Origin of the sequence: Curtobacterium sp. HSID17257, assembly GCF_003989515.1 — a bacterium.
Classification (GTDB): Bacteria; Actinomycetota; Actinomycetes; order Actinomycetales; family Microbacteriaceae; genus Curtobacterium.
Window position 1 is genome coordinate 1 of the sequence record NZ_RBLU01000055.1, and the last position, 19,459, is coordinate 19,459.

The 19,459-nt window shown below is 72.1% G+C and carries 21 protein-coding genes; 15 read left to right on the forward strand and 6 right to left on the reverse strand.

Annotation, left to right across the window (positions count from 1 at the left end; genetic code table 11):
- Together D8M35_RS09975 and D8M35_RS09980 are read left to right on the forward strand one after the other, a co-directional pair.
- Nucleotides 1-1,063 (forward strand): dihydrolipoamide acetyltransferase family protein (locus tag D8M35_RS09975; RefSeq protein ID WP_174234732.1); only part of this gene is annotated, 1,063 nt, incomplete at its 5' end.
- Nucleotides 1,064-1,184: 121 nt separating this feature from the next.
- Nucleotides 1,185-1,757, forward strand: coding sequence for a GNAT family N-acetyltransferase (locus D8M35_RS09980; protein WP_126891726.1), 573 nt, complete (start codon nucleotides 1,185-1,187; stop codon nucleotides 1,755-1,757).
- A gap of 12 nt (nucleotides 1,758-1,769) precedes the next feature.
- Here the strand turns inward: D8M35_RS09980 and D8M35_RS09985 are convergent, their stop codons facing one another.
- The 4 genes from D8M35_RS09985 to D8M35_RS10000 form a co-directional block, all read right to left on the reverse strand.
- A complete protein-coding gene (locus D8M35_RS09985) occupies nucleotides 1,770-3,047 on the reverse strand; it encodes an esterase family protein (RefSeq protein WP_126891727.1) in 1,278 nt (425 codons plus the stop codon).
- Nucleotides 3,044-5,077: a bifunctional lysylphosphatidylglycerol flippase/synthetase MprF gene (locus D8M35_RS09990; protein ID WP_126891728.1), complete on the reverse strand. Its 2,034-nt coding sequence runs from the start codon at nucleotides 5,075-5,077 to the stop codon at nucleotides 3,044-3,046. Before D8M35_RS09990 ends, D8M35_RS09985 begins: the two co-directional genes overlap by 4 nt.
- Before the next feature lie 128 nt (nucleotides 5,078-5,205).
- The gene (locus D8M35_RS09995; RefSeq protein ID WP_126891729.1) at nucleotides 5,206-6,411 is read right to left on the reverse strand and encodes a sensor histidine kinase; all 1,206 of its coding nucleotides are present in this window, start codon (nucleotides 6,409-6,411) and stop codon (nucleotides 5,206-5,208) included.
- Complete coding sequence (locus tag D8M35_RS10000; RefSeq protein ID WP_126891730.1) at nucleotides 6,404-7,039, reverse strand: response regulator transcription factor; 636 nt, start codon at nucleotides 7,037-7,039, stop codon at nucleotides 6,404-6,406. Before D8M35_RS10000 ends, D8M35_RS09995 begins: the two co-directional genes overlap by 8 nt.
- A gap of 123 nt (nucleotides 7,040-7,162) precedes the next feature.
- On the opposite strand from D8M35_RS10000, the gene D8M35_RS10005 reads away from it, so the two are divergent.
- Nucleotides 7,163-7,897, forward strand: a complete 735-nt coding sequence (locus D8M35_RS10005; RefSeq protein WP_126891731.1) for a GntR family transcriptional regulator — start codon at nucleotides 7,163-7,165, stop codon at nucleotides 7,895-7,897.
- Nucleotides 7,898-7,925: 28 nt separating this feature from the next.
- On the opposite strand, the gene D8M35_RS10010 is transcribed toward D8M35_RS10005, so the two are convergent.
- Together D8M35_RS10010 and D8M35_RS10015 are read right to left on the reverse strand one after the other, a co-directional pair.
- A complete protein-coding gene (locus tag D8M35_RS10010; protein ID WP_126891732.1) occupies nucleotides 7,926-8,378 on the reverse strand; it encodes a PTS glucose transporter subunit IIA in 453 nt (150 codons plus the stop codon).
- A complete protein-coding gene (locus tag D8M35_RS10015) occupies nucleotides 8,375-8,647 on the reverse strand; it encodes a glucose PTS transporter subunit EIIB (RefSeq protein WP_274542773.1) in 273 nt (90 codons plus the stop codon). The genes D8M35_RS10010 and D8M35_RS10015 overlap by 4 nt, the downstream gene beginning before the upstream one ends.
- 160 nt (nucleotides 8,648-8,807) lie before the next feature.
- Between D8M35_RS10015 and D8M35_RS10020 the strand changes: the two genes are divergently transcribed.
- The 12 genes from D8M35_RS10020 (at nucleotide 8,808) to D8M35_RS10075 (ending at nucleotide 19,350) form a co-directional block, all read left to right on the forward strand.
- Complete coding sequence (locus tag D8M35_RS10020; RefSeq protein ID WP_126891733.1) at nucleotides 8,808-10,073, forward strand: PTS transporter subunit EIIC; 1,266 nt, start codon at nucleotides 8,808-8,810, stop codon at nucleotides 10,071-10,073.
- 106 nt (nucleotides 10,074-10,179) lie between these two features.
- The gene (locus tag D8M35_RS10025; protein ID WP_126891734.1) at nucleotides 10,180-11,094 is read left to right on the forward strand and encodes a metal ABC transporter solute-binding protein, Zn/Mn family; all 915 of its coding nucleotides are present in this window, start codon (nucleotides 10,180-10,182) and stop codon (nucleotides 11,092-11,094) included.
- On the forward strand, nucleotides 11,091-11,981 hold the full coding sequence (locus D8M35_RS10030; protein ID WP_126891735.1) for a metal ABC transporter ATP-binding protein: 891 nt from the start codon (nucleotides 11,091-11,093) through the stop codon (nucleotides 11,979-11,981). The genes D8M35_RS10025 and D8M35_RS10030 overlap by 4 nt, the downstream gene beginning before the upstream one ends.
- The gene (locus tag D8M35_RS10035) at nucleotides 11,981-12,925 is read left to right on the forward strand and encodes a metal ABC transporter permease (RefSeq protein WP_126891736.1); all 945 of its coding nucleotides are present in this window, start codon (nucleotides 11,981-11,983) and stop codon (nucleotides 12,923-12,925) included. The genes D8M35_RS10030 and D8M35_RS10035 overlap by 1 nt, the downstream gene beginning before the upstream one ends.
- Nucleotides 12,922-13,335, forward strand: a complete 414-nt coding sequence (locus D8M35_RS10040; protein WP_081984565.1) for a Fur family transcriptional regulator — start codon at nucleotides 12,922-12,924, stop codon at nucleotides 13,333-13,335. Before D8M35_RS10035 ends, D8M35_RS10040 begins: the two co-directional genes overlap by 4 nt.
- A 10-nt stretch (nucleotides 13,336-13,345) precedes the next feature.
- Nucleotides 13,346-14,041 (forward strand): alpha/beta fold hydrolase, encoded by a 696-nt coding sequence (locus tag D8M35_RS10045; RefSeq protein ID WP_126891737.1) that lies wholly within the window; start codon nucleotides 13,346-13,348, stop codon nucleotides 14,039-14,041.
- 542 nt (nucleotides 14,042-14,583) lie between these two features.
- Nucleotides 14,584-14,820 carry a 50S ribosomal protein L28 gene (gene rpmB, locus D8M35_RS10050; protein WP_022903747.1) on the forward strand — a complete coding sequence of 79 codons (237 nt, stop codon included), beginning with the start codon at nucleotides 14,584-14,586 and terminating at the stop codon, nucleotides 14,818-14,820.
- The gene (gene rpmG, locus D8M35_RS10055) at nucleotides 14,820-14,990 is read left to right on the forward strand and encodes a 50S ribosomal protein L33 (RefSeq protein ID WP_022908193.1); all 171 of its coding nucleotides are present in this window, start codon (nucleotides 14,820-14,822) and stop codon (nucleotides 14,988-14,990) included. The genes rpmB and rpmG overlap by 1 nt, the downstream gene beginning before the upstream one ends.
- 2 nt (nucleotides 14,991-14,992) lie before the next feature.
- Nucleotides 14,993-15,298, forward strand: a complete 306-nt coding sequence (gene rpsN, locus D8M35_RS10060) for a 30S ribosomal protein S14 (RefSeq protein ID WP_022903745.1) — start codon at nucleotides 14,993-14,995, stop codon at nucleotides 15,296-15,298.
- A 290-nt stretch (nucleotides 15,299-15,588) separates the two neighbouring features.
- On the forward strand, nucleotides 15,589-15,876 hold the full coding sequence (locus D8M35_RS10065) for an HU family DNA-binding protein (protein ID WP_058727660.1): 288 nt from the start codon (nucleotides 15,589-15,591) through the stop codon (nucleotides 15,874-15,876).
- A 169-nt stretch (nucleotides 15,877-16,045) separates the two neighbouring features.
- A complete protein-coding gene (locus tag D8M35_RS10070; RefSeq protein WP_126891738.1) occupies nucleotides 16,046-18,046 on the forward strand; it encodes a cytochrome c oxidase assembly protein in 2,001 nt (666 codons plus the stop codon).
- Complete coding sequence (locus D8M35_RS10075) at nucleotides 18,043-19,350, forward strand: ATP-dependent RecD-like DNA helicase (RefSeq protein ID WP_126891739.1); 1,308 nt, start codon at nucleotides 18,043-18,045, stop codon at nucleotides 19,348-19,350. The genes D8M35_RS10070 and D8M35_RS10075 overlap by 4 nt, the downstream gene beginning before the upstream one ends.
- The last annotated feature ends 109 nt before the right edge of the window (nucleotides 19,351-19,459 follow it).

Below are 19,459 nucleotides of genomic sequence, written 5' to 3' on the forward strand. Positions count from 1 at the left end.
TGTCGGGTACGGCTCCGCGACCACGTCCCCGTCCCGCCGGAAGCCGGGCGCCCGTCGGGCCGCAGCGCTCGCGGCCGAGGCGAGCCGTGCCTCCAGTGCGGACGCCGTCGCCGCGGCCGAGGCCGCTTCGGACCCGGGCGAGGACACCATCTCGCAGGCCGTCGGCGAGCAGGGCTCCCGACCGCGCAAGGCCGTCGTGTCGGGCATCGTGCTGGCGAAGCCGCCCATCCGCAAGCTCGCGAAGGACCTCGACGTCGACCTGACCGAGGTCGTGCCGACCGGTCTCGCCGGCGAGGTCACGCGCGACGACGTGATCCGCCACGCGAAGCAGGCCGGCGTCTTCCGCAACATCGAGACGCCCGAGTGGGGCGACGTCCGCCGCGAGACCATCCCGGTCAAGGGCGTGCGGAAGGCCATCGCGAAGGCGATGACCACGTCGAAGTTCACGGCACCGCACGTGTCCCTGTTCGTCGACGTCGACGCGACCCGCACGATGGAGTTCGTCAAGCGCCTGAAGTCCTCGCCGACGTTCGCCGGCGTCAAGGTCTCGCCGCTGCTGGTCTTCGCGAAGGCGGTCATCTGGGCCGTCCGTCGGAACCGGTCGGTGAACTCGACCTGGACCGACCAGGAGATCATCGTCCACCACTTCGTGAACCTCGGCATCGCTGCGGCGACCCCGCGCGGGCTGATCGTGCCGAACATCAAGGACGCGCAGGACATGTCCCTGTTCGAGCTCGCCAAGGCGCTCGAGGACCTGACCCTGACGGCGCGTGACGGCAAGACCACGCCGCAGCAGATGGCGGACGGCACCGTGACGATCACGAACATCGGTGTGTTCGGCATGGACACCGGGACGCCGATCCTCAACCCGGGCGAGGTCGCGATCGTCGCCATGGGCACGATCAAGCCGAAGCCGTGGGTCGTCGACGGCGAGGTCCGCTCGCGCATGGTCACGACGATCGGCGCGTCCTTCGACCACCGGGTCGTCGACGGTGACGTGGCCTCGCGCTTCGTGCACGACATCGCCTCGGTGCTCGAGGAGCCGGCGCTGCTGCTCGACTGAGCACGCGTTCCGACGGTCCTGGTCCGGCCCGGTACTGCGGGAAGCCGCAGGACCGGGCCGGATCGCGCGGACGTCGCGTGGTGTCCACCCGCTTGTCGGGGGTGCGGGTGATGATCGGAGCATGGCCCACCAGCTCCTGACCCCACAGCAGGAGATCCGGACGGATCGCCTGGTGCTGACACCGCTCACGCCCGCCGACATCGACGACGTGCACGCGGTGTTCTCCGACGCGCGGACGTGGGGGCACCTGCCCTCCGGCCGGCACGCCGACCGCGCCACGACGGTCGACCTCGTGCAGCGGAAGATCGGTGGGCGAGCCCGCCACGGCCTCGGATCGTGGACGGTCCGCACGACGGACGGTGCGTTCGTCGGCGTCGGCGGCGTCGACATGACGGCTGCGAGGGTCTGGAACCTCGGCTACCGACTGGCTCCTGCGGCGTGGGGACAGGGCTACGCAAGCGAGGTCGCCGCGGCAGCGATCGACCAGGCGCACCGGACAGCACCGTGCGTGCCTGTCACCGGTCGAGTGCTGACCAGCAACCCGGCGTCGGCCGCGGTGCTGCGGAAGGCCGGACTGTCGCTCGTCTGGCAGGGGCCGGCGTCGGTCGCTGTCCCGGACGGCGTGCTCGGTCAGGTGTGGACCGACCGCGAGCTCGCCGACGACCAGTTCGCCTGGCTCGTCCGCAACGCCTGAGGCGCGCTCCCGTCACCCCGCTGCGGACAGCGCGTCCGCGAACGGCCCGACGTACGACCGGAACGACCACTGCACGGTGTTCCAGTCGTGACCGCTGCCCGGCGCCGACCCGATCTCGACGCGGGCCCCGGCCTCCCGTGCGGCCGCACCGAGCTTCCGCGCGTTCTCGGTGAACTCCCGGTCGGACGACCCCGCGGTCAGCCAGAGGGCGTGTCCGTCGAGCCCGTGCTCCCGCATCTGCGCGATCGGCGCCGCCGCCCGCCATGCCGCCACGGACCCGCCGAACGCCTGGTCGGCGCTGTGCTGCGGGCCCTGGTCGGTCGGCTGGAGCTCGCTCGACACGGCCAGCGCCGCGCCGAACTCCGACGGGTGTCCCGTGAGGAACTGCATCGTGCACGTGCCGCCCTGCGAGAACCCGGTCAGCCCCCAGGCCTTCCGGTCGGTCGTCGCGGGCAGGTGCCGGGCGATCCACGTCGGCACGTCGTGCATCACGTAGGTCGCCACGTTCCCGAGCCGTGAGTCGACGCACATCGTGTTCTTGCCCGGCGCGGAGAGCTGGTCGACGCTGACGACGATCGGCGCCCGACCGTCGTGCGCGCGGGCGTACGCGTCCAGGGGTTCCGCCAGACGACCGGCGGTGAACAGGTCCCCGGGGGCGCCCGGCTGGCCCGAGAAGGCGATGACGACGGGGAGCGGGCGCGGGTCGCGCACCAGGGCTGCCGGCGGCAGGTAGACGACGGCCGGCCGCGCGTCGAAGTGCGATCGGGTCCCGGGGATGCGCGCGGTCCGGACGACCCCGGCGGTGGGCATCGTGTCGAGGGGAGCGGCGGCCCGGTCGTAGGCGGGCCACGGGTCGCTCTGCACGACCGTGCCGAGCGTCGGGTACTTGCCGAACTCGACGTTGATGCCGAGCGCCGGCACGACGAGCGCTGCCGGCACCAGGACGATCGCGATCGCACGACGCCAGCGGCCGCCCTGCACCAGGCCGGTGACGGCAAGGGCGAGGGCCGCACCGGCGAAGGCGCTCCACATCTGCGTGATCGGGCTGAGCGCGACGCCGAACAGGTCGACGACCTGCGTGGTGAACCAGCAGGCGGCGAGCACGACGAGTGCAGCGGCCGCGGCGATGCCGGCGCGCAGGGCCGCCCGGCGCCACGCCTGCCGCGACCGCCACCGGCGCACGGCGGGCAGCAGGACGGCGGTCGCGAGCACGGCGAACGCCAGGTCCGCGGGCACGAGCTTGTTCGGTGCCTGCAGCTGGGTCGCGAGCAGCCACTCGGAGGGGCTCACGAGCGGGTGGCCGGCTGCTTCGCGACCGGTGCGACGTGGGCCTGGCGGAGTGCCCACAGGTGCTTGGGACGGAGCCCGGGCACGTACGCGCTGGTGAGCGCTCGGGCGACCCGGGGTGCCTGCAGTGCGCTCGGGACGACGAGCCAGAGCGGTTCGTGGCGCGCGCCGAACTTCTCCTTGAAGCGCTGCAGCGACCGGAAGCCGTACACGGGCTCGAGCGCCCGGGCGAGGAGCGCCGACCCGCGGGCCACCCACGACCCGGCGTCGGTGTGCGGTGCGAGCGGCGTGCCGGAGAGGCTGATGGTGGTGAGGCCGGCCTCGCGCGCACGCAGGGCGGTCCGGGCGATCAGGAACTCCATCACCCCGGGCATCCCGTCCTCGCCGCGCCGCATGACGTCGAGCGTGTACCCGGTCAGGGCACCGTGCTCGTACACGGGTAGCCAGCTCGTCACCGCGGTCACCCGACCCTCGGCGGTCACGGCGAGCAGCAGTCGGACGTCCGGGTCCTCGAGCTCGCGGAACCCACCGAGCGTGAAGCCCATCTCCGGCAGACGGCGATCGGCTGCCCAGCGGGTGCAGATCGCCTCGACCTGCGCGCGCTGGTCGGCGTCGAGGGCGGCGAGCGTCGTCCACTCGTCGCGGAGCCCCTCGCGGTCGGCGCGGTTCGACGCGGTGCGCAGGTCCTGGCGCTTCTTGCCGCGCAGGTCGAACGTCGTGACGTCGAGCACGGACTCCACGCCGACGGGGAAGGACGCCCACCCCTCGGCCGCGAGGATCGCCCGCACGGGCTCGTGCACGCTCGTGAACGCGGGGGTCCAGCCGTTCCGCTCGCAGGCTCGGGCGAACGCAGCGACCACCTCGGCCCGGTCCGCGGCGGCGCACGCCGGGTCCGACACGGTCAGGGCGACGTCGCCGTGCACTCGGTAGGCGACGGCACCGAGCCCGTCGGGGTGGGTCCAGGTCGCGTTGCCGCGCCAGGTACCCATGTGCCCGAGGGTGCCCGCGTCCCCGTCGCGGAGCATGCCGAGGTAGTCCTCGTCGCAGGTCGGCGTCGCACGGAAGCGGGCCCGCACCAGCTGGCCACGGAGCACCACGATCGCCAGGAGCACGGCGGCGGGGACGGCCCAGGCGCCGAGCAGCGTGACCTGCCACTCGACCTCGTCGGTGGTCATGCCCTGCCACTGCACGAAGCCGTCCTGCAGCGGCTCGATGAGGAAGACGTCGGCGAGCACGGCGGTGAGCGTCACGAGCAGGCCCGCTGCCAGGACGATGCCGGTGCGACGGCCGCGCTGGACGAGCCAGGCGGCCCCGACCAGGAGCACCCCGACGAGCACGGTCGCCCGGTCGCTCATGGCACCGGCGAACGGCGACAGGACGCCGTCCGGCTCCGGCACGACGAGCGTCACCAGGGTGCCCGCACCGAGGGCGACGAGCGTCGCGACGACGATCGACCGCGGGTGGGCGGCGACGGTCCGGTCAGTGCGCGGCGCGGTCGGGGCCGGTCGGGAGGCGCGGCGCACCACGAGCGCTCCGGCGACGGTCCCGAACAGGGTCGCCAGGGCACGAGCGGTGTCGGACCCGTGACCGGCGAACAGCACCAGGGTGAGCACCACCGTCCACAGGACGGCTCGGACGCGGCGCCGACGTGCCGGCGGCATCGTGGCGGAGGCCGCGGCGAGCAGGGCGGTCGCGACGGCGGACGGGGCGAACAGCGGTTCGCCCGCGGCGGCCTCGGCGTGGGCCTCGCCCATCGCCGACCCGACCGTCACCGCCAGGAAGGTGACGCCGACGGCCGCGAGGGGGGCACCGACGCCGACCAGGACGGTGCGCAGCGACCCGAGCGTGCGTTCGGCCAGCACCGTGACGGCCACGACGACCGCGAGGGCGGCCCAGGCGACCGGTGGGTGGTGCGGGAAGTCCGGCTCGGCGTGCGCGACGCGTGCCGTGACGGCGAGCAGGACCGAGGCGACCCCGACACCCACGGAGACGGGGTGTCGACGGATGCTGGCGACGAGAGCTGACTGGACCACGCTGCCATCACAGCCGAACCTGCCGGGTCGGTGCATCGGGCGGTGGCGTGAACACCGGTGGCCGATCGGCCACCGGCCGTCCTCCGGAGGGCTGGCCTCCGTCGTCCACGGCCCGCTCACCCCGTCGCTCAGGGGACGGGGGCGATCGGTCGGTGCTCGACGGGCAGGCGCAGGTGCAGCGCGAAGCCGTCGCCGGGCTGCGGGCCGGAGTCCAGCCGTCCGCCGAGGAGCGACGCGCGTTCACCGAGTCCGATGAGCCCCAGCCCGGACCCGGGCAGCTCGAGGCGGTCGGCTCGTGCGGGGCCGTTCACGAGGTCGACGAGGACCTCGTCGCCGTGCAGCCGTCCGCTGATCCGGACGACGGCGCCGGGGGCGTGCTTCCGGACGTTCGTCAGGCCCTCCTGCACGAAGCGGTAGACCGCGCGCTGCACGGGCAGGGGCAGGGTGTCGGGCAGGTCGACGGCCGCCTCGGTCTCCAGTCCGCTCGCGGTGACGAGTCGCGGCAGGTCGGCGAGCACGGGCTGCGGTGCGATCTCACGGTCGGTGCCGCCGGAGGCCCGGAGCACCTGGACCATCTCGCGCAGCTCCTGCAGGGTCACGACGCACAGCTGCCGGATCGTCCGTGCGAACGCCCGCTCCTGCTCGTCGCGTCCGGCCATCTGCACGCCGCCGGCCTGCACCGCGATGAGGGTCACCTGGTGCGAGACGACGTCGTGCATCTCGCGCGCGAGCAGGGCGCGTTCGCGCGAGAGGGCGACCTCGGCGGCGCGGCGTCGTTCCTCGGCACGGGAGGCGCCGAGTTCGGCGATCCGGTCGACCAGGACGGCCCGGGTCCGCACGAGCAGCCCGATCGCGAGCGGACCGAGCGCGAAGATGAGGGCGTAGACGACCGACACGACGATCTCGTCGAGCTGCTGCGGTGGTCCGACGACGAAGCCGCTGAAGCCCACGAACTGCACGACCGCGGCGACGAGCATGAGCCACCGCCGGTCGGTGCGCTCACCGAGCGTGAAGAGGGCGATGCTCGCCGCGACGACGCCGGAGCCGATGAACAGACCGGGCATCGTCAGCGCGAAGGTCAGGACGGGCAGGCGCCGACGGAGGACGAGCGCACCGGCAGCGACCAGCGACAGGGTGATCTCGGTCGTCGTGGCACCCGCGATGTCGAGGACGGCGTCGACGACCGCGGCAGCGAGGAAGAGCGCGTCGACCAGCCACCAGGGGGCGGGGTGGGCCCGTGCGCGACGCAGGCCGGCGTCGACGAGTGCGTCGAGCCTCCCGTCCGCCCGCACCAGCAGTCGACGGAGGCGACCGGCCGTGGTCGGCTCAGCCATCGAGCAGCCCGGCCTCCGCCGCGCGGAGCGCGAGCTGGACGCGGGTGGTGACACCGAACGCGGCGAGGAGGGCGCGGACGTCCTCCTTGACGGTGCCGGTGCTGACGCCGATGCGCTGGCCGATCTCGGGGTTGCTGGCGCCCTCGGCGACGAGCCGCACCACGGCGTGCTCCCGGTCGGACAGCTCCGGTGCCGGCGTCGTCGGCCGGTGGGCGAAGAGCCGGGTCCGGTCCACGCCCGGCGCCAGGACGATGCCGCCGCGGGCGAGCGCCCGGACGTACTCGGCGAGCGACTCGGGGTCGGTGTCCTTGAGCAGGAAGCCGGCCGCCCCGGACTCCATCGCCCGGGCGACCACCTGGGTGTCGGTGTCGAACGTGGTCAGCATCGCGACGGCCGGGGGCTCGGGCAGCTGCCGGAGCGCGGCGAGCACCTCGAGCCCGTTCACCCGCGGCATGCGCACGTCGAGCAGGACGACGTCGGGGGCGTGCCGTTGCACGGTCTCGACGGCGTCGACGTCACCGCTCGTCGCGACGACGTCGATGTCCGCCGCTGCGCCGAGGATGAGTTCGAAGCCGTACCGGACGAGGGTCTCGTCGTCCACGATCACCACCGAGGTCACGGGCGTCATCTTGTCACGGCGTTGGCTTCTCGCACCCTGATCGCTACTGTGAGGACGACTGGTCATGTCCGCGCAGGACCAGCTGGGCGACCACCGCCTTCGAGCCGACGAGCACCGGAGCACGAGGACCGCATGACGAGCCGCATCACCGAGGGCGCTGAGCCGAAGCACCAGCAGCTCCGGCGGATCCTGCTCGACCTCGCGACCACCCGGCTCGCCCCCGGCGCCGCGATCCCCTCGGAGCGGCAGCTCATCACCGAGTACGGGGTGTCCCGGATCACGGTGCGCGAGGCCCTCGGGCAGCTCGTCAACGAGGGCTACCTGGAACGTGTGCGCGGCAAGGGCACCTTCGTGGCGCACCGGCCCGTGCAGTCCACGCTGCACCTGGCGTCGTTCACCGAGGAGATGCGCTCGCTCGGGCACGTGCCGACGACCGTCGTCCTCGTCCGCGAGGAACGGGTCCCGCCGGCCGACACCGTGGCGGCGCTGCGGCTCGACGCCGAGGACACCGCGTACCACCTCAAGCGCCTGCGGATGGCGGACGGGGCACCGGTGTCGGTCGACGACGCGTGGCTCTCGGCGTCGGCGTTCCCGGGGCTCCTTGACCAGGACCTGTCCGGGTCGGTGTACTCGCTCGCGGCGGACACGTACGGCACGCCGATCGACCGCGCGCAGCAGACGGTGGCGGCGAAGCCCGCGGCCGACGACGTCGCGACGCTGCTCGGGACGCGGACCGGGGCGCCGCTGCTCGAGTTCGACCGGGTGTCGTACTCGGCGGACCGGCCGGTCGAGCACGCCCGGTCCTGGTACCGCTCGGACCGGTACCGGGTGCAGATGGAGGTCACCGCCCGCCGGGCGGTCGCGTAGCCCGCTGGCCCGCGACCGGCCTGTGCGGTCAGACGGAGTAGAGCGTGGCGCCCTCGGCCAGCGTCGTGCCCACCGTGGCCTGCTCGACCGAGTCCGGCGAGCTGCCGAGCACGACGACCGGGCAGACGGGGGAGAAGCCGGCGGCCTCGATCACGCTCGGGGTGAACCGCACGACGGGGTCCCCGGCGTGCACGGTGTCGCCCTCGGCCGCGAGCAGCTCGAAGCCCTCGCCCTTGAGCTTCACGGTGTCGATGCCGACGTGCACGAGCACGTCCGTCCCCGCAGAGCCCTGCAGTGCGAACGCGTGCGGGTGCAGCTTCACGATCGTCCCGTCCACGGGGGCGATCGCCGTGACCGCGCCCTCGACGCCCGTCGGGTCGACCGCGACCCCGGCGCCGACGAGCTGCCCGGCGAACACCGGGTCGGGCACGTCGGCGAGTGCGACGACCGGGCCCGCGAAGGGGGTCCGGACCGCGGTCACAGTTCGTCGCCGTCGATCGAGTCGTTGATGTCCTGCGCGAGGTTGTCCGCGATCGGGCCGACGATGACCTGCCACCCGGTGCCGCCACCGACGACGGCCTGAGCGCCAGCGGCCTGCAGGGCGGCCTTGTCCACGAGGTCGCCGTCCTCCACCTCGACGCGGAGGCGCGTGATGCAGCCCTCGACCTCGTCGATGTTGTCCGCGCCACCCAGTGCGGCGATGATGTCGGCTGCCTTGATGTCGGCCATCGTTTCCTCCTCGTTGCGGATTCCGTGCCGGGTTGACACGCATCTGGTCACCGGTTCAGACTACGGAACTGGTCATGACCGGACAGGACCGCTCCCGGCGGTACCGCCGAGGCTACCCGGGCCGTGCACGTGACTCAACTCCCCAGTGCCCCAGCTCCACCCGATGACGAGAGGAACGCCGATGAGCACCGCTGCTGCAACGGACGTGCCGGAGAAGAAGACCCCGAAGAAGCAGTCGAAGCTCTTCGCGAACGCCCAGCGCCTCGGTCGGAGCCTGCTCCTGCCGATCGCGGTCATGCCGGCCGCGGGCATCCTGAACCGCCTCGGACAGAGCGACATGCTCGGCGCGATCCCCGGCTTCGAGCAGGGTGCCTCGGTCATCGGCGCCGCGGGCAACGCGATCTTCACGTGGCTGCCGCTCCTCTTCGCGGTCGGCATCGCGATCGGCTGGGCGAAGAAGTCGGACGGCACCACGGCGCTCGCCGCGGTCGTCGGCTACATGGTCATGTACGAGGTCTGGAAGGTCATGTCACCGATCGTCCTGGCGGGCGTCGAGGACGCGAACGGCGACCAGAAGATGATCAACTACGGCGTCCTGGGCGGCATCGTGATGGGCTTGGTCGCGGCAACGATGTGGCAGCGCTTCCACCGGACGAAGATGCCGGACTTCCTCGGCTTCTTCTCGGGTCGCCGCCTGGTGCCGATCCTGACGGCCGCCGCCGGTCTCGTGATCGCGGTCCTGATGTCCTTCGTGTACCGCTACTTCGACATCGCCCTGACGGCAGCGGGTCAGGCGGTCGCCGACAACGCTGTGATCGGCGGCGGCATCTTCGGCTTCGCGAACCGCATGCTGATCCCGATCGGCCTGCACCAGCTGCTCAACTTCTTCCCGTGGTTCCAGCTCGGGAGCTTCAACGACGGCACCACGATCTGGCACGGCGACATCGCCCGCTTCCTCAACGGGGACCCGACCGCCGGCATCTTCCAGACCGGGTTCTTCCCGATCATGATGTTCGCGCTCCCCGCCGGTGCGCTCGCCATCTGGCGCAACGCCAAGCCGCAGAACCGCAAGCTCGTCGGCGGCATCATGCTCTCGGCGGCGCTCACCTCGTTCGTCACGGGCATCACCGAACCGCTCGAGTACTCGTTCATGTTCGTGGCGTTCCCGCTGTACGTCATCCACGCGGTGCTCACGGGCACCTCGCTGGCGCTGGTCAACGCGCTCGGCATCCGGGACGGCTTCTCGTTCTCGGCCGGCGCCATCGACTACGTGCTCAACTTCGGCAAGGCCGAGGGGGCGATCTGGCTCATCCCGATCGGCCTGGCGTACGCCGTCGTCTACTACTTCCTGTTCTCGTTCGTGATCAAGAAGTGGAACCTGCGGACACCCGGCCGCGAGGACGACACGATCGCCGACAACACGATCGACGCGGCCACGAAGCCCTGACCGTGCACTCGTCGGACGGGAGGCGCGGTGCCAGCTGGCCCCGCGCCTCCAGACCGTCGGGCGGTTGATTTTGACAACCGTTATCAGCAAGCCGTACGCTCGCAGCATGCAGAACCGCCGCTTCCTCGCCCTGCCGCTCGTCGTCGGCGCCGCAGCCCTCGCACTGACCGGGTGCGCCACGTCCTCCGCCTCCGGTGACGCCTCGGGCGACGGGACGGTCCGGGTCGTCGCATCGACGAACGTCTACGGCTCGATCGCGCAGGAGATCGGCGGCGACGACGTCGAGGTCACGAGCATCCTCGACGACCCCTCGCAGGACCCGCACTCGTTCGAGTCGAGCGCGAAGACCCAGCTCGCGGTGTCGAAGGCCGACCTGCTCATCGAGAACGGCGGCGGGTACGACGACTTCATGACCACCCTGGCGAAGGCATCGAACACGAAGGCCGACACGATCAACGTGGTGGACCTCTCCGGGCTCGACAAGGGCGGCGACGCGGAGTTCAACGAGCACGTGTTCTACGACTACCCGACCATGGTGAAGCTCGTGGCCGACCTCGAGCAGCGCCTGACGAAGCTCGACTCAGCGCACGCCGACACCTTCGAGCGGAACGCGAAGGCCCTCACCACGAAGCTCGACGACCTCGAGTCGCAGACCGCCGCGGCGAAGGAGAAGGTCGACGGTCAGAAGGTGTCGTACACCGAGCCGGTGCCCGGGTACCTGTTCGACGCGATGGGCCTGGACAACGTCACGCCCGAGGCCTTCTCGGAGGCGATCGAGGAGGGCGACGACGTCCCGCCGGCGGCGCTCAACGACACCCTCAAGCTGTTCACCGAGAAGCAGGTGGAGCTGCTCGCCTACAACGAGCAGACCTCCAGCGCAGAGACCGAGCAGGTCAAGAAGGCTGCCGACCAGGCCGACATCCCGGTCGTCGGTGTGACGGAGACGCTCCCGAAGGGGGAGGATTACGTCTCGTGGCAGCAGGCGAACATCGACGAGATCACGGGGGCGCTCACGAAGTGACCGCGGTCCAGACCCCCTCGCGAACCGCTGCGGCCCCCGGCCGTGGCGGTTCCGCCGTGCTCGCCCTCCGCGACGCCGCGCTGTCGTACGGCTCCCGCGCGCTCTGGTCGCACCTCGACCTCGACCTGGCGCCCGGTGAGTTCGTCGCCGTGCTCGGGCCGAACGGCGCCGGCAAGACCTCGCTGCTGCGCACGGTCCTCGGGCAGCAGCGCCTGACGAGCGGGACGATGTCGTTCCTCGGGCAGCCCGTCCGGCGCGGGCACCGGAGGATCGGGTACATCCCGCAGCAGCGCCTCATGGAGTCCGGCACGCCGCTGCGCGCGCGGGACATGATCGCTCAGGGGGTGACCGGCTCCCGGTGGGGGGTCCTGCCCGCGAGCCGGGCCGAGCGCGCTCGGGTCGACCGGATCCTCGACGAGGTCGGTGCCACCGCGTTCGCCGACGCCCCGGTCGCCGAACTGTCCGGCGGCGAGCAGCAGCGCACCCGCGTCGGGCAGGCGATCGCCGCCGACCCCGCCCTGCTGCTCTGCGACGAGCCGCTCATCTCGCTCGACCTCCGCCACCAGCGCGGCGTCACCGAGCTGATCGACCGGCAGCGCCGACATCAGGACGCCGCCGTGCTGTTCGTCACCCACGACGTCAACCCCATCCTCGACGTCGTCGACCGTGTCCTCTACATCGCCGGCGGACGCTTCCGCATCGGCGCCCCCGACGAGGTCCTCCGAGCCGACGTGCTCACCGACCTGTACGGCACGCCCGTCGACGTCGTCCGCACCATGGGCCGGATCGTCATCGTCGGCGCGAACGAGGCCCACGACCAGACCGGCGCGCACCACCACTGCGACCCCGACCCGCACGCCACCACCCCGGACGAAGGGCGCATCTGATGGACGTGCTGTCGACCGTCTTCTCGTTCCAGGACTACGGCGAGCTCCTCGTGCTCGTGCAGAACTCGATCTGGGCCGGCGCGGTGCTCGGCATCGTCGGCGGGCTCATCGGCCCGTTCGTCGTCGCCCGCAACATGCCCTTCGCGGTGCACGGCATCTCGGAGCTGTCCTTCGCCGGGGCCAGCGCCGCGCTGCTGTTCGGCGTGAACGTCGTCACCGGGTCGCTCGTCGGCTCGGTCGTCGCCGCGCTGCTCATCGGCCTGCTCGGCTCGCGGGCTCGGGACCGGAACTCGATCATCGCCGTGCTCATGCCGTTCGGCCTCGGGCTCGGCATCCTCTGCCTGGCGCTCTACAAGGGCCGGGCGGCCAACAAGTTCGGGCTGCTCACCGGGCAGATCGTCTCGGTCGACAACCCGCAGCTGACCTCGCTGATCGTCGTCTCCGCGATCGTCGTCGTGACGCTCCTGGTCATCTGGCGCCCGCTGATGTTCTCGTCGGTCGACCCCGACGTCGCCGCCGCTGCCGGGGTCCCGGTGCGGATGCTCGCGATCGTGTTCATGCTCGCGCTCGGGCTCGCCACGGCGGTGTCCGTGCAGATCGTCGGCGCGCTGCTGGTGCTCTCGCTGCTCGTCACCCCGGCCGCCGCAGCACTCCGCCTGACCTCGCACCCGGTCGTCGTCCCGGTGCTCTCGACCGTGTTCGCGGTCGTGTCGGTCGTCGGTGGCATCCTGCTGGCACTCGGCGGTGGGCTGCCGATCAGCCCCTACGTCACGACGATCTCGTTCGTGATCTGGGTGGTGTGCCGGATCGTCGGCAGCCGCAGGGACAGGCGCGGACGCGACCGCATCGCGGACCGTGAGCAGACCGACGGGGGCGGGTCGCGCCTCCAGACCGGGACCGACGCGTCGACCGACGCGACCCGCAGGGAAGGAGTCACCGCGTGAACGCCGTGCAGAAGCCGAAGCGGAACACCTGGCAGCGTGAGGCCGTGCGCAGCGCACTGTCCGGCACCGAGGGGTTCGTCAGCGCGCAGGCGCTCCACCAGCACCTGCGGGACGGCGGCTCCACGATCGGGCTGGCCACCGTGTACCGGGCACTCGCCGACCTGGCGACGGAGGGTGACGCGGACTCCCTGCAGCAGGACGGCGAGTCGCTGTACCGGGCCTGCACGACCGACGCGCACCACCACCACCTGATCTGCCGGAACTGCGGCCGCACGGTCGAGATCGAGGCGGACCCGGTCGAGCGGTGGGCGCAGGAGGTCGCGGCGGCGAACGGCTTCACGAACGCCAGCCACGTCGTCGACATCTTCGGCGAGTGCGCGGTCTGCACCGCGGCGCGCACCGGCGAGTAACCTCCCGCGCATGCACGTCATCCTGGTCCCGGGGTTCTGGCTCGACGCGAGCGCATGGGACGAGGTGGCGCCCGTCCTGCAGGAGGCCGGGCACTCCGTCCAGGCGATCACGCGGACCGGTGACACGCTCGACGAGCAGGTCGCCGAGATCGTGGCGGTCCTCGACGCCGTGGCGACGCCGGACGAGCCCGTCGCGCTCGCCGGGCACTCCGGTGCCGGCCCGATGGTGCTCATGGCGGCGGACCAGCGGCCGTCGCTCGTGGCGCACCTGCTCTACGTCGACACCTTCCCCGGACCGGACGGAGCCGTCGTCAACGACGAACTGCCCGTGGTGGACGGCGTCGTGCCGCTGCCGTCGTGGGACGTGTGGGAGCCGGCGACGGTGCGCGGCATGACGCCGGAACGGCGCGAGGACCTCGAGCGGCGGGCGGTCCCGGAGCCCGCGGCCGTGCCCACCGATCCCTTCCACTACGCCGACCCCGCACGGCACGCGATCCCCGCGACGGTGGTGTCGTGCGAGCTCCCGGCGGAGGACCTCGCGGCCATGGTGGCCGAGCACCACGCGTGGACGACGGAGCTCGTCGCGGTGGATGACCTGACGATCCTGGGGCTCGAGACCGGGCACTGGCCGATGTTCACGGCCCCGAGGGAGCTCGGCGCGCTGCTGGTGCAGGCGCTGGCACCGCGGCCGACCGCGGGGCCGTAGGCGCCGGCGCGGCTGGTCAGCTGGTCGGCTGGGCGTCCGGGCGTCCGGGCGTCCGGGCGTCCGGGCGTCCGGGTGCGGTGCTGCCGAGCCGCCGGGCGGCCGGCACCGAGCGAGCACGACATGCCGTCGGTGACCTGCCCCGCGGGCAGAGATCGTCGGTGGAGACGGTCGAGCGCGACAGAAGGCACCCACTCGGTGGGCCGACGGGCCGGACCGGAACCGGCGTGACGGGGCCGAGCCGCGCGTCCAGGCCGGTACCGGTGGGACCCGGTCGGGAGGCCCGGCTTGCGACACGCGCGGCCGTCCCGTAACGTTGACCCCTGGTCCGCCGCGTCCGCGTGGCAGACCCAGTTGTTCCAAGCCCTCCGACCGTCGCGTACGCCGCGGTCGCGCGGTGTCCGACGGTCCTTCGACAGGGTCAGCGGGCCTGGGCGGCGCGCACAACCCCCTCGCTGCGGTCACCTCCGGTGACGAGCGCGTGTGCGCCAGGCAAGTGACCTTGGGAGCGGCCGTCCGGTCGCTCGGTACCTCAGGAGGAAACCATGGCAGCAGTGTGCCAGGTGACCGGAGCCACCCCCGGCTTCGGACACAACATCTCGCACTCGCACCGCCGGACGAAGCGCCGCTTCGACCCGAACGTGCAGAAGAAGACGTACTACGTGCCCTCGCTTCGTCGTAACGTCACGCTCACGCTCAGCGCTAAGGGCATCAAGGTGATCGACGCACGCGGCATCGAGTCTGTCGTCAAGGATCTCCTCGCCCGTGGGGAGAAGATCTGATGGCCAAGAAGGGTCAGGACGTCCGTCCGATCATCAAGCTCCGCTCCACCGCGGGGACCGGGTTCACCTACGTGACCAAGAAGAACCGTCGCAACAACCCGGACCGCCTCGTGCTCAAGAAGTACGACCCGGTGATCCGCAAGCACGTCGACTTCCGTGAGGAGCGCTAAGCATGGCGAAGAAGAGCAAGATCGCGAAGAACAACCAGCGCGCCGAGGTCATCGCGCGCTACGCCGAGCGTCGTCTCGAGCTGAAGAAGGCCCTCGTGGACCCGAACGGCACCGACGAGTCGCGTGAGGCCGCCCGCGTCGGCCTGCAGAAGCTCCCGCGCGACGCGTCGCCGGTCCGCTACCGCAACCGCGACGCCATCGACGGTCGCCCCCGTGGCCACCTCGGTGAGTACGGCATCAGCCGTGTCCGCTTCCGCGACATGGCCCACCGTGGCGAGCTGCCGGGCATCACGAAGAGCTCCTGGTAAGCACCAGCTCCACCGAACGCCCCGTCCCTGCAGAGGGACGGGGCGTTCGTCGTCCCGGGCCCGAGCGGGGTACACGGTCGCCACATCCGTCACTCGGACCCCTCCAGACCCTCGACAACCCCGGAAATCCGGGCGAGTCGGTCGTCCGCACCCCGCTCGGCTGGTAGGTTCGCTGACGGTTCCGCCGGGCGTGCTCGTCCTCGGGACCACCACGTCCAGGGCACCCCGCTCCGGGCGGGCGGGCGTCCCGACGTCCCACCGACACTGCAAGAAGTCCGAGGAGGACATCCATGGCTGACAAGTCACTGAACCGCACCGAGCTCGTCGCTGCCGTCGCGCAGGAGTCCGGCCAGAGCCAGGCCACCGTCAACGGCGTCGTCGACGCGCTGTTCAGCGTCGTCTCGTCGTCGGTCGCCGACGGCACCAAGGTCACGATCCCGGGTTGGATCGCCTTCGAGAAGACCCACCGCGCCGCGCGCACCGGCCGCAACCCGCAGACGGGTGACGCCATCGAGATCGCCGCGAGCGACTCGGTCAAGGTCAGCGCCGGCTCCAAGCTCAAGGCTGCCGTCAAGTAAGACCGCTCAGCAGCACCGGAAGGGACGGCCTCGGCCGTCCCTTCCGTCGTTCCCGGGGCCGCTGCATCCGGCGGGCGGCTCTCCTGCACAGCCGGGAGGCACCGCCCACCGCCCACAGGTCGGCCCACCGGCGTGCCGTGGTCGGCCGGGCACCGCCTAGGCTTGTCGGGTGGACCGGATCGCACGCATCGCCGGCCCCGCCGTGCTGCTGCTCGTCGGGTTCGTCTCGCTCCTCGTCGCCCTCGTGATCGGCGGCGGGGCGGACCGTGCGCTCATCGCGGACCCGGGAGCGGTCGTCCGCTTCGGTCTGCCGATCGCCCGGCTGGTCGTCGACCTCAGTGCAGCAGCGACGATCGGCGGCCTCACGCTCACCGTCGTCGGACTGTCGCGCAGTCGCCCCGAGTGGAACCGTGCGATCGACGTCGCGGCCGGTGCCGCCGGGGTCTGGACCGTCGCCGCCGCGGCCACGACCTTCTTCACGTTCCTGTCCGTCGCCGGGTCGGCCCTGAGCCTCGACGAGCAGTTCGGCCAGTCGATGGGGGTGTTCCTCACCGGGACCGACCTCGGTACCTCATGGCTGGTCTCCGTGCTCGTCGCCGCCGCCGTGACGGTGCTCTGCTTCGCGGTCCGCGGGCGTGGCATGGTCGCGCTCACCGCCGGCATCGCGATGGTCGGACTCGTGCCGCTCGCGCAGCAGGGGCACGCCGCCGGCACCGCCAGCCACGACTCGGCCGTCACCGCGCTCGGGCTGCACCTGGTCGGCGCCGCGCTGTGGGTCGGCGGGCTGCTGCTCGTCGTGCTCCTGCGGGGCGTGCTGCCCGGTGACCGGCTGCCGCTCGTCGTCGCGCGGTACTCGAGCATCGCGCTCGGCTGCTTCGTGCTCGTGGCCGTGTCGGGGACGGCCTCCGCGATCATCCGTGTCGGCGCCCCGGCGAACCTGCTCACGCCGTACGGGGTGCTCGTGCTCGTGAAGACCGCGGCACTCGTCGGCATCGGCGTGCTCGGCGCGGTGCAGCGTCGGCGGGCGATCCGGTCGCTCACCGACGCCCCGGAGCGCCGCGGCCCGTTCTGGACCCTCGTGCTCGTCGAACTCGCCGTCATGGGGGTCGCGAGCGGGTTCGCCGCGGCACTCGGGCGCACCGCGACCCCGGTCGGCGAGGTCGCCCTCAGCAAGACCACGAACCCGACCCCCGCCGAGCTGCTGACCGACGACCCGCTCCCCGGCGACCCGGGGTCGTGGGGATGGCTCACCGCCTGGAACGTCGACCTGTTCTGGCTGATGGCCGCCGTCCTCGTCGCCGCCGCGTACACCGCCGGCGTGGTCCGACTGCGGCGTCGCGGGGTCTCCTGGCCGGTGCAGCGCACGATCGCCGCCGCGATCGCGGTCGTGACGCTGGTCCTGGCGACGTCCGGCTCGCTGCACACGTACGACCGCTTCCTGCTGTCCGCCAACGTCGGCGCGCACGTGCTGCTCGGGCTCGTCGTCCCCGCACTCCTCTGGGCCGCGGCGCCCGTCCGGTTGATCCGTGCCGCCGTGCACCCGCGTGACGACGGGTCGACGGGCGTCCGCGAGTGGACGGGCCTGCTCGTCGACAACGGCGTCGTCCGGTACCTCGCACAGCCGTTCCCGTCGTTCGTGCTCCTGGCCGCGGTGTGGTGGGGGCTCTACGCCACCCAGGTCCTCCGGTGGTCGGTGAGCGACCCCTCCGGCCGCACCCTGGTCGACCTCGGGCTCCTGGTCGTGGGGCTGCTCGCCGTGCCCACGCTCCTGACGCCGATCGCCGCCGGAGCCCGGACGGCGAGCACCGGCGCGGCGCTCGTGCGGATCGTCGGCGCGGTCGTCGTGGCTGCGGGCACCGTCTCGCTCGGCATCGCGATGCAGGGGCCGCTCGGGCTGCTCCAGGCGTCGTGGTTCGGCGCGATGGGCCGCGAGTGGGGTCCCACCCCGCTCGCAGACCAGGCACGGGCCGGCATCGTCCTCGTCCTCGCGGGGGTCGCGCTGCTCGTGACGGTCGTCGTCGTGACGCTGGTCCGACTGCGCGGCGATCGTGCAGCGCCCGACCCGCACGACGCACGCGGCGCACGCGCCCCGCACGACCCCGGGCCCTCGGCCGAGGCCACCGCGGTGGGCGCCGACACCACGCCGGCACCGGGGACGGCCGGACGGTGAGCGTCGAGCTCAGCGCCGAGCAGCGGGCGGTGTTCGAGTACATCGAGCACACCCGCGACCACGTCTTCATCACCGGTCGGGCCGGGACGGGCAAGTCCACGCTCCTCAACCACCTGTCGTGGAACACCGAGAAGCAGGTCGTCATCTGCGCCCCGACCGGCGTCGCGGCGCTGAACGTCGGCGGTCAGACGATCCACTCGCTCTTCCGGCTGCCGATCGGGCTCATCGCGGACGCCGAGCTCCGGCAGGGCCCGGAGACCCGGAAGCTCCTCAACACGATCGACACCCTGGTCATCGACGAGGTCTCGATGGTTAACGCGGACCTGCTCGACGCGATGGACCGGTCACTCCGCAAGGCCCGGGGGCGCCAGTTCGAGGCGTTCGGCGGCGTCCAGGTGGTGATGTTCGGGGACCCGTACCAGCTGCCACCGGTGCCCGGCGACGGGGACGAGCGCGCGTACTTCACCGACCACTACCGGTCGATGTGGTTCTTCGACGCGAAGGTCTGGCTCGAGGCCGAACTGCACATCGTCGAGCTCGCGACCGTGCACCGGCAGCGTGACGACGCCTTCGCCGCGATGCTCACGGCGGTGCGGCACGGGCGGGTCACCGCCGACATCGCCGGGCAGCTCAACACCGCCGGTGCCCGACCGTCGCCGGACGACGCCATCACCCTGGCGACCCGGAACGACACGGTCTCGCGGATCAACAAGGCCGCGCTCGACCGGTTGCCCGGCAAGGTGAAGACCGCCCGTGCCGACGTCAACGGCGACTTCGGGGGACGGAACTTCCCGGCGGACGAGGCACTCGAGCTGAAGCCCGGCGCGCACGTGATGTTCCTGCGCAACGACCCCGACCAGCGCTGGGTCAACGGCACGCTCGGCGTCGTGACGGCCATCCGGGACACCGTGTGGGTCGACGTCGACGGGGAGTCGTTCGAGGTCCAGCCGTCCGTGTGGGAGAAGTTCAAGTACTCCTACGACCCGGACAAGAAGGAGCTCAAGAAGGACACCGTGGGGGAGTTCCAGCAGTTCCCCCTGCGCCTGGCCTGGGCGGTCACGATCCACAAGTCGCAGGGGTCGACGTACGACCGCGCGGTGGTCGACCTCGGCAACCGGGTGTTCAGCGCGGGGCAGACGTACGTGGCGCTCTCGCGCTTGACGTCGCTCGAGGGGCTCTACCTGACCCGCCCGCTGCGGCCGCAGGACATCATCGTCGACCTCGACGTCCGACGCTTCATGTCCGAGGCACCGCGGGTCGTCGCGACCGAGCTCGATGCGTCCCCGCGCCCCGACGGCGCCTGACGCCCGACGGCGCCTGACGCCCGACGGCGCCTGACGCCCGACGGCGCCTGACGCCCGCCTGCGCTGCACCGAGCGGGCCGGATCGGTCACACTCGGCGGCCGGTGCCGA

Coding starts and splice junctions, on each gene's coding strand:
- rpsN (WP_022903745.1), top strand. CDS start 14,993: ATGGCGAAGAAGAGCAAGATCGCGAAGAACAACCAGCGCGCCGAGGTC.
- rpmG (WP_022908193.1), top strand. CDS start 14,820: ATGGCCAAGAAGGGTCAGGACGTCCGTCCGATCATCAAGCTCCGCTCC.
- D8M35_RS09995 (WP_126891729.1), bottom strand. CDS start 6,411: ATGGCTGAGCCGACCACGGCCGGTCGCCTCCGTCGACTGCTGGTGCGG.
- rpmB (WP_022903747.1), top strand. CDS start 14,584: ATGGCAGCAGTGTGCCAGGTGACCGGAGCCACCCCCGGCTTCGGACAC.
- D8M35_RS09980 (WP_126891726.1), top strand. CDS start 1,185: ATGGCCCACCAGCTCCTGACCCCACAGCAGGAGATCCGGACGGATCGC.
- D8M35_RS10045 (WP_126891737.1), top strand. CDS start 13,346: ATGCACGTCATCCTGGTCCCGGGGTTCTGGCTCGACGCGAGCGCATGG.
- D8M35_RS10025 (WP_126891734.1), top strand. CDS start 10,180: ATGCAGAACCGCCGCTTCCTCGCCCTGCCGCTCGTCGTCGGCGCCGCA.
- D8M35_RS10035 (WP_126891736.1), top strand. CDS start 11,981: ATGGACGTGCTGTCGACCGTCTTCTCGTTCCAGGACTACGGCGAGCTC.
- D8M35_RS10005 (WP_126891731.1), top strand. CDS start 7,163: ATGACGAGCCGCATCACCGAGGGCGCTGAGCCGAAGCACCAGCAGCTC.
- D8M35_RS10065 (WP_058727660.1), top strand. CDS start 15,589: ATGGCTGACAAGTCACTGAACCGCACCGAGCTCGTCGCTGCCGTCGCG.
- D8M35_RS10020 (WP_126891733.1), top strand. CDS start 8,808: ATGAGCACCGCTGCTGCAACGGACGTGCCGGAGAAGAAGACCCCGAAG.
- D8M35_RS10000 (WP_126891730.1), bottom strand. CDS start 7,039: ATGACGCCCGTGACCTCGGTGGTGATCGTGGACGACGAGACCCTCGTC.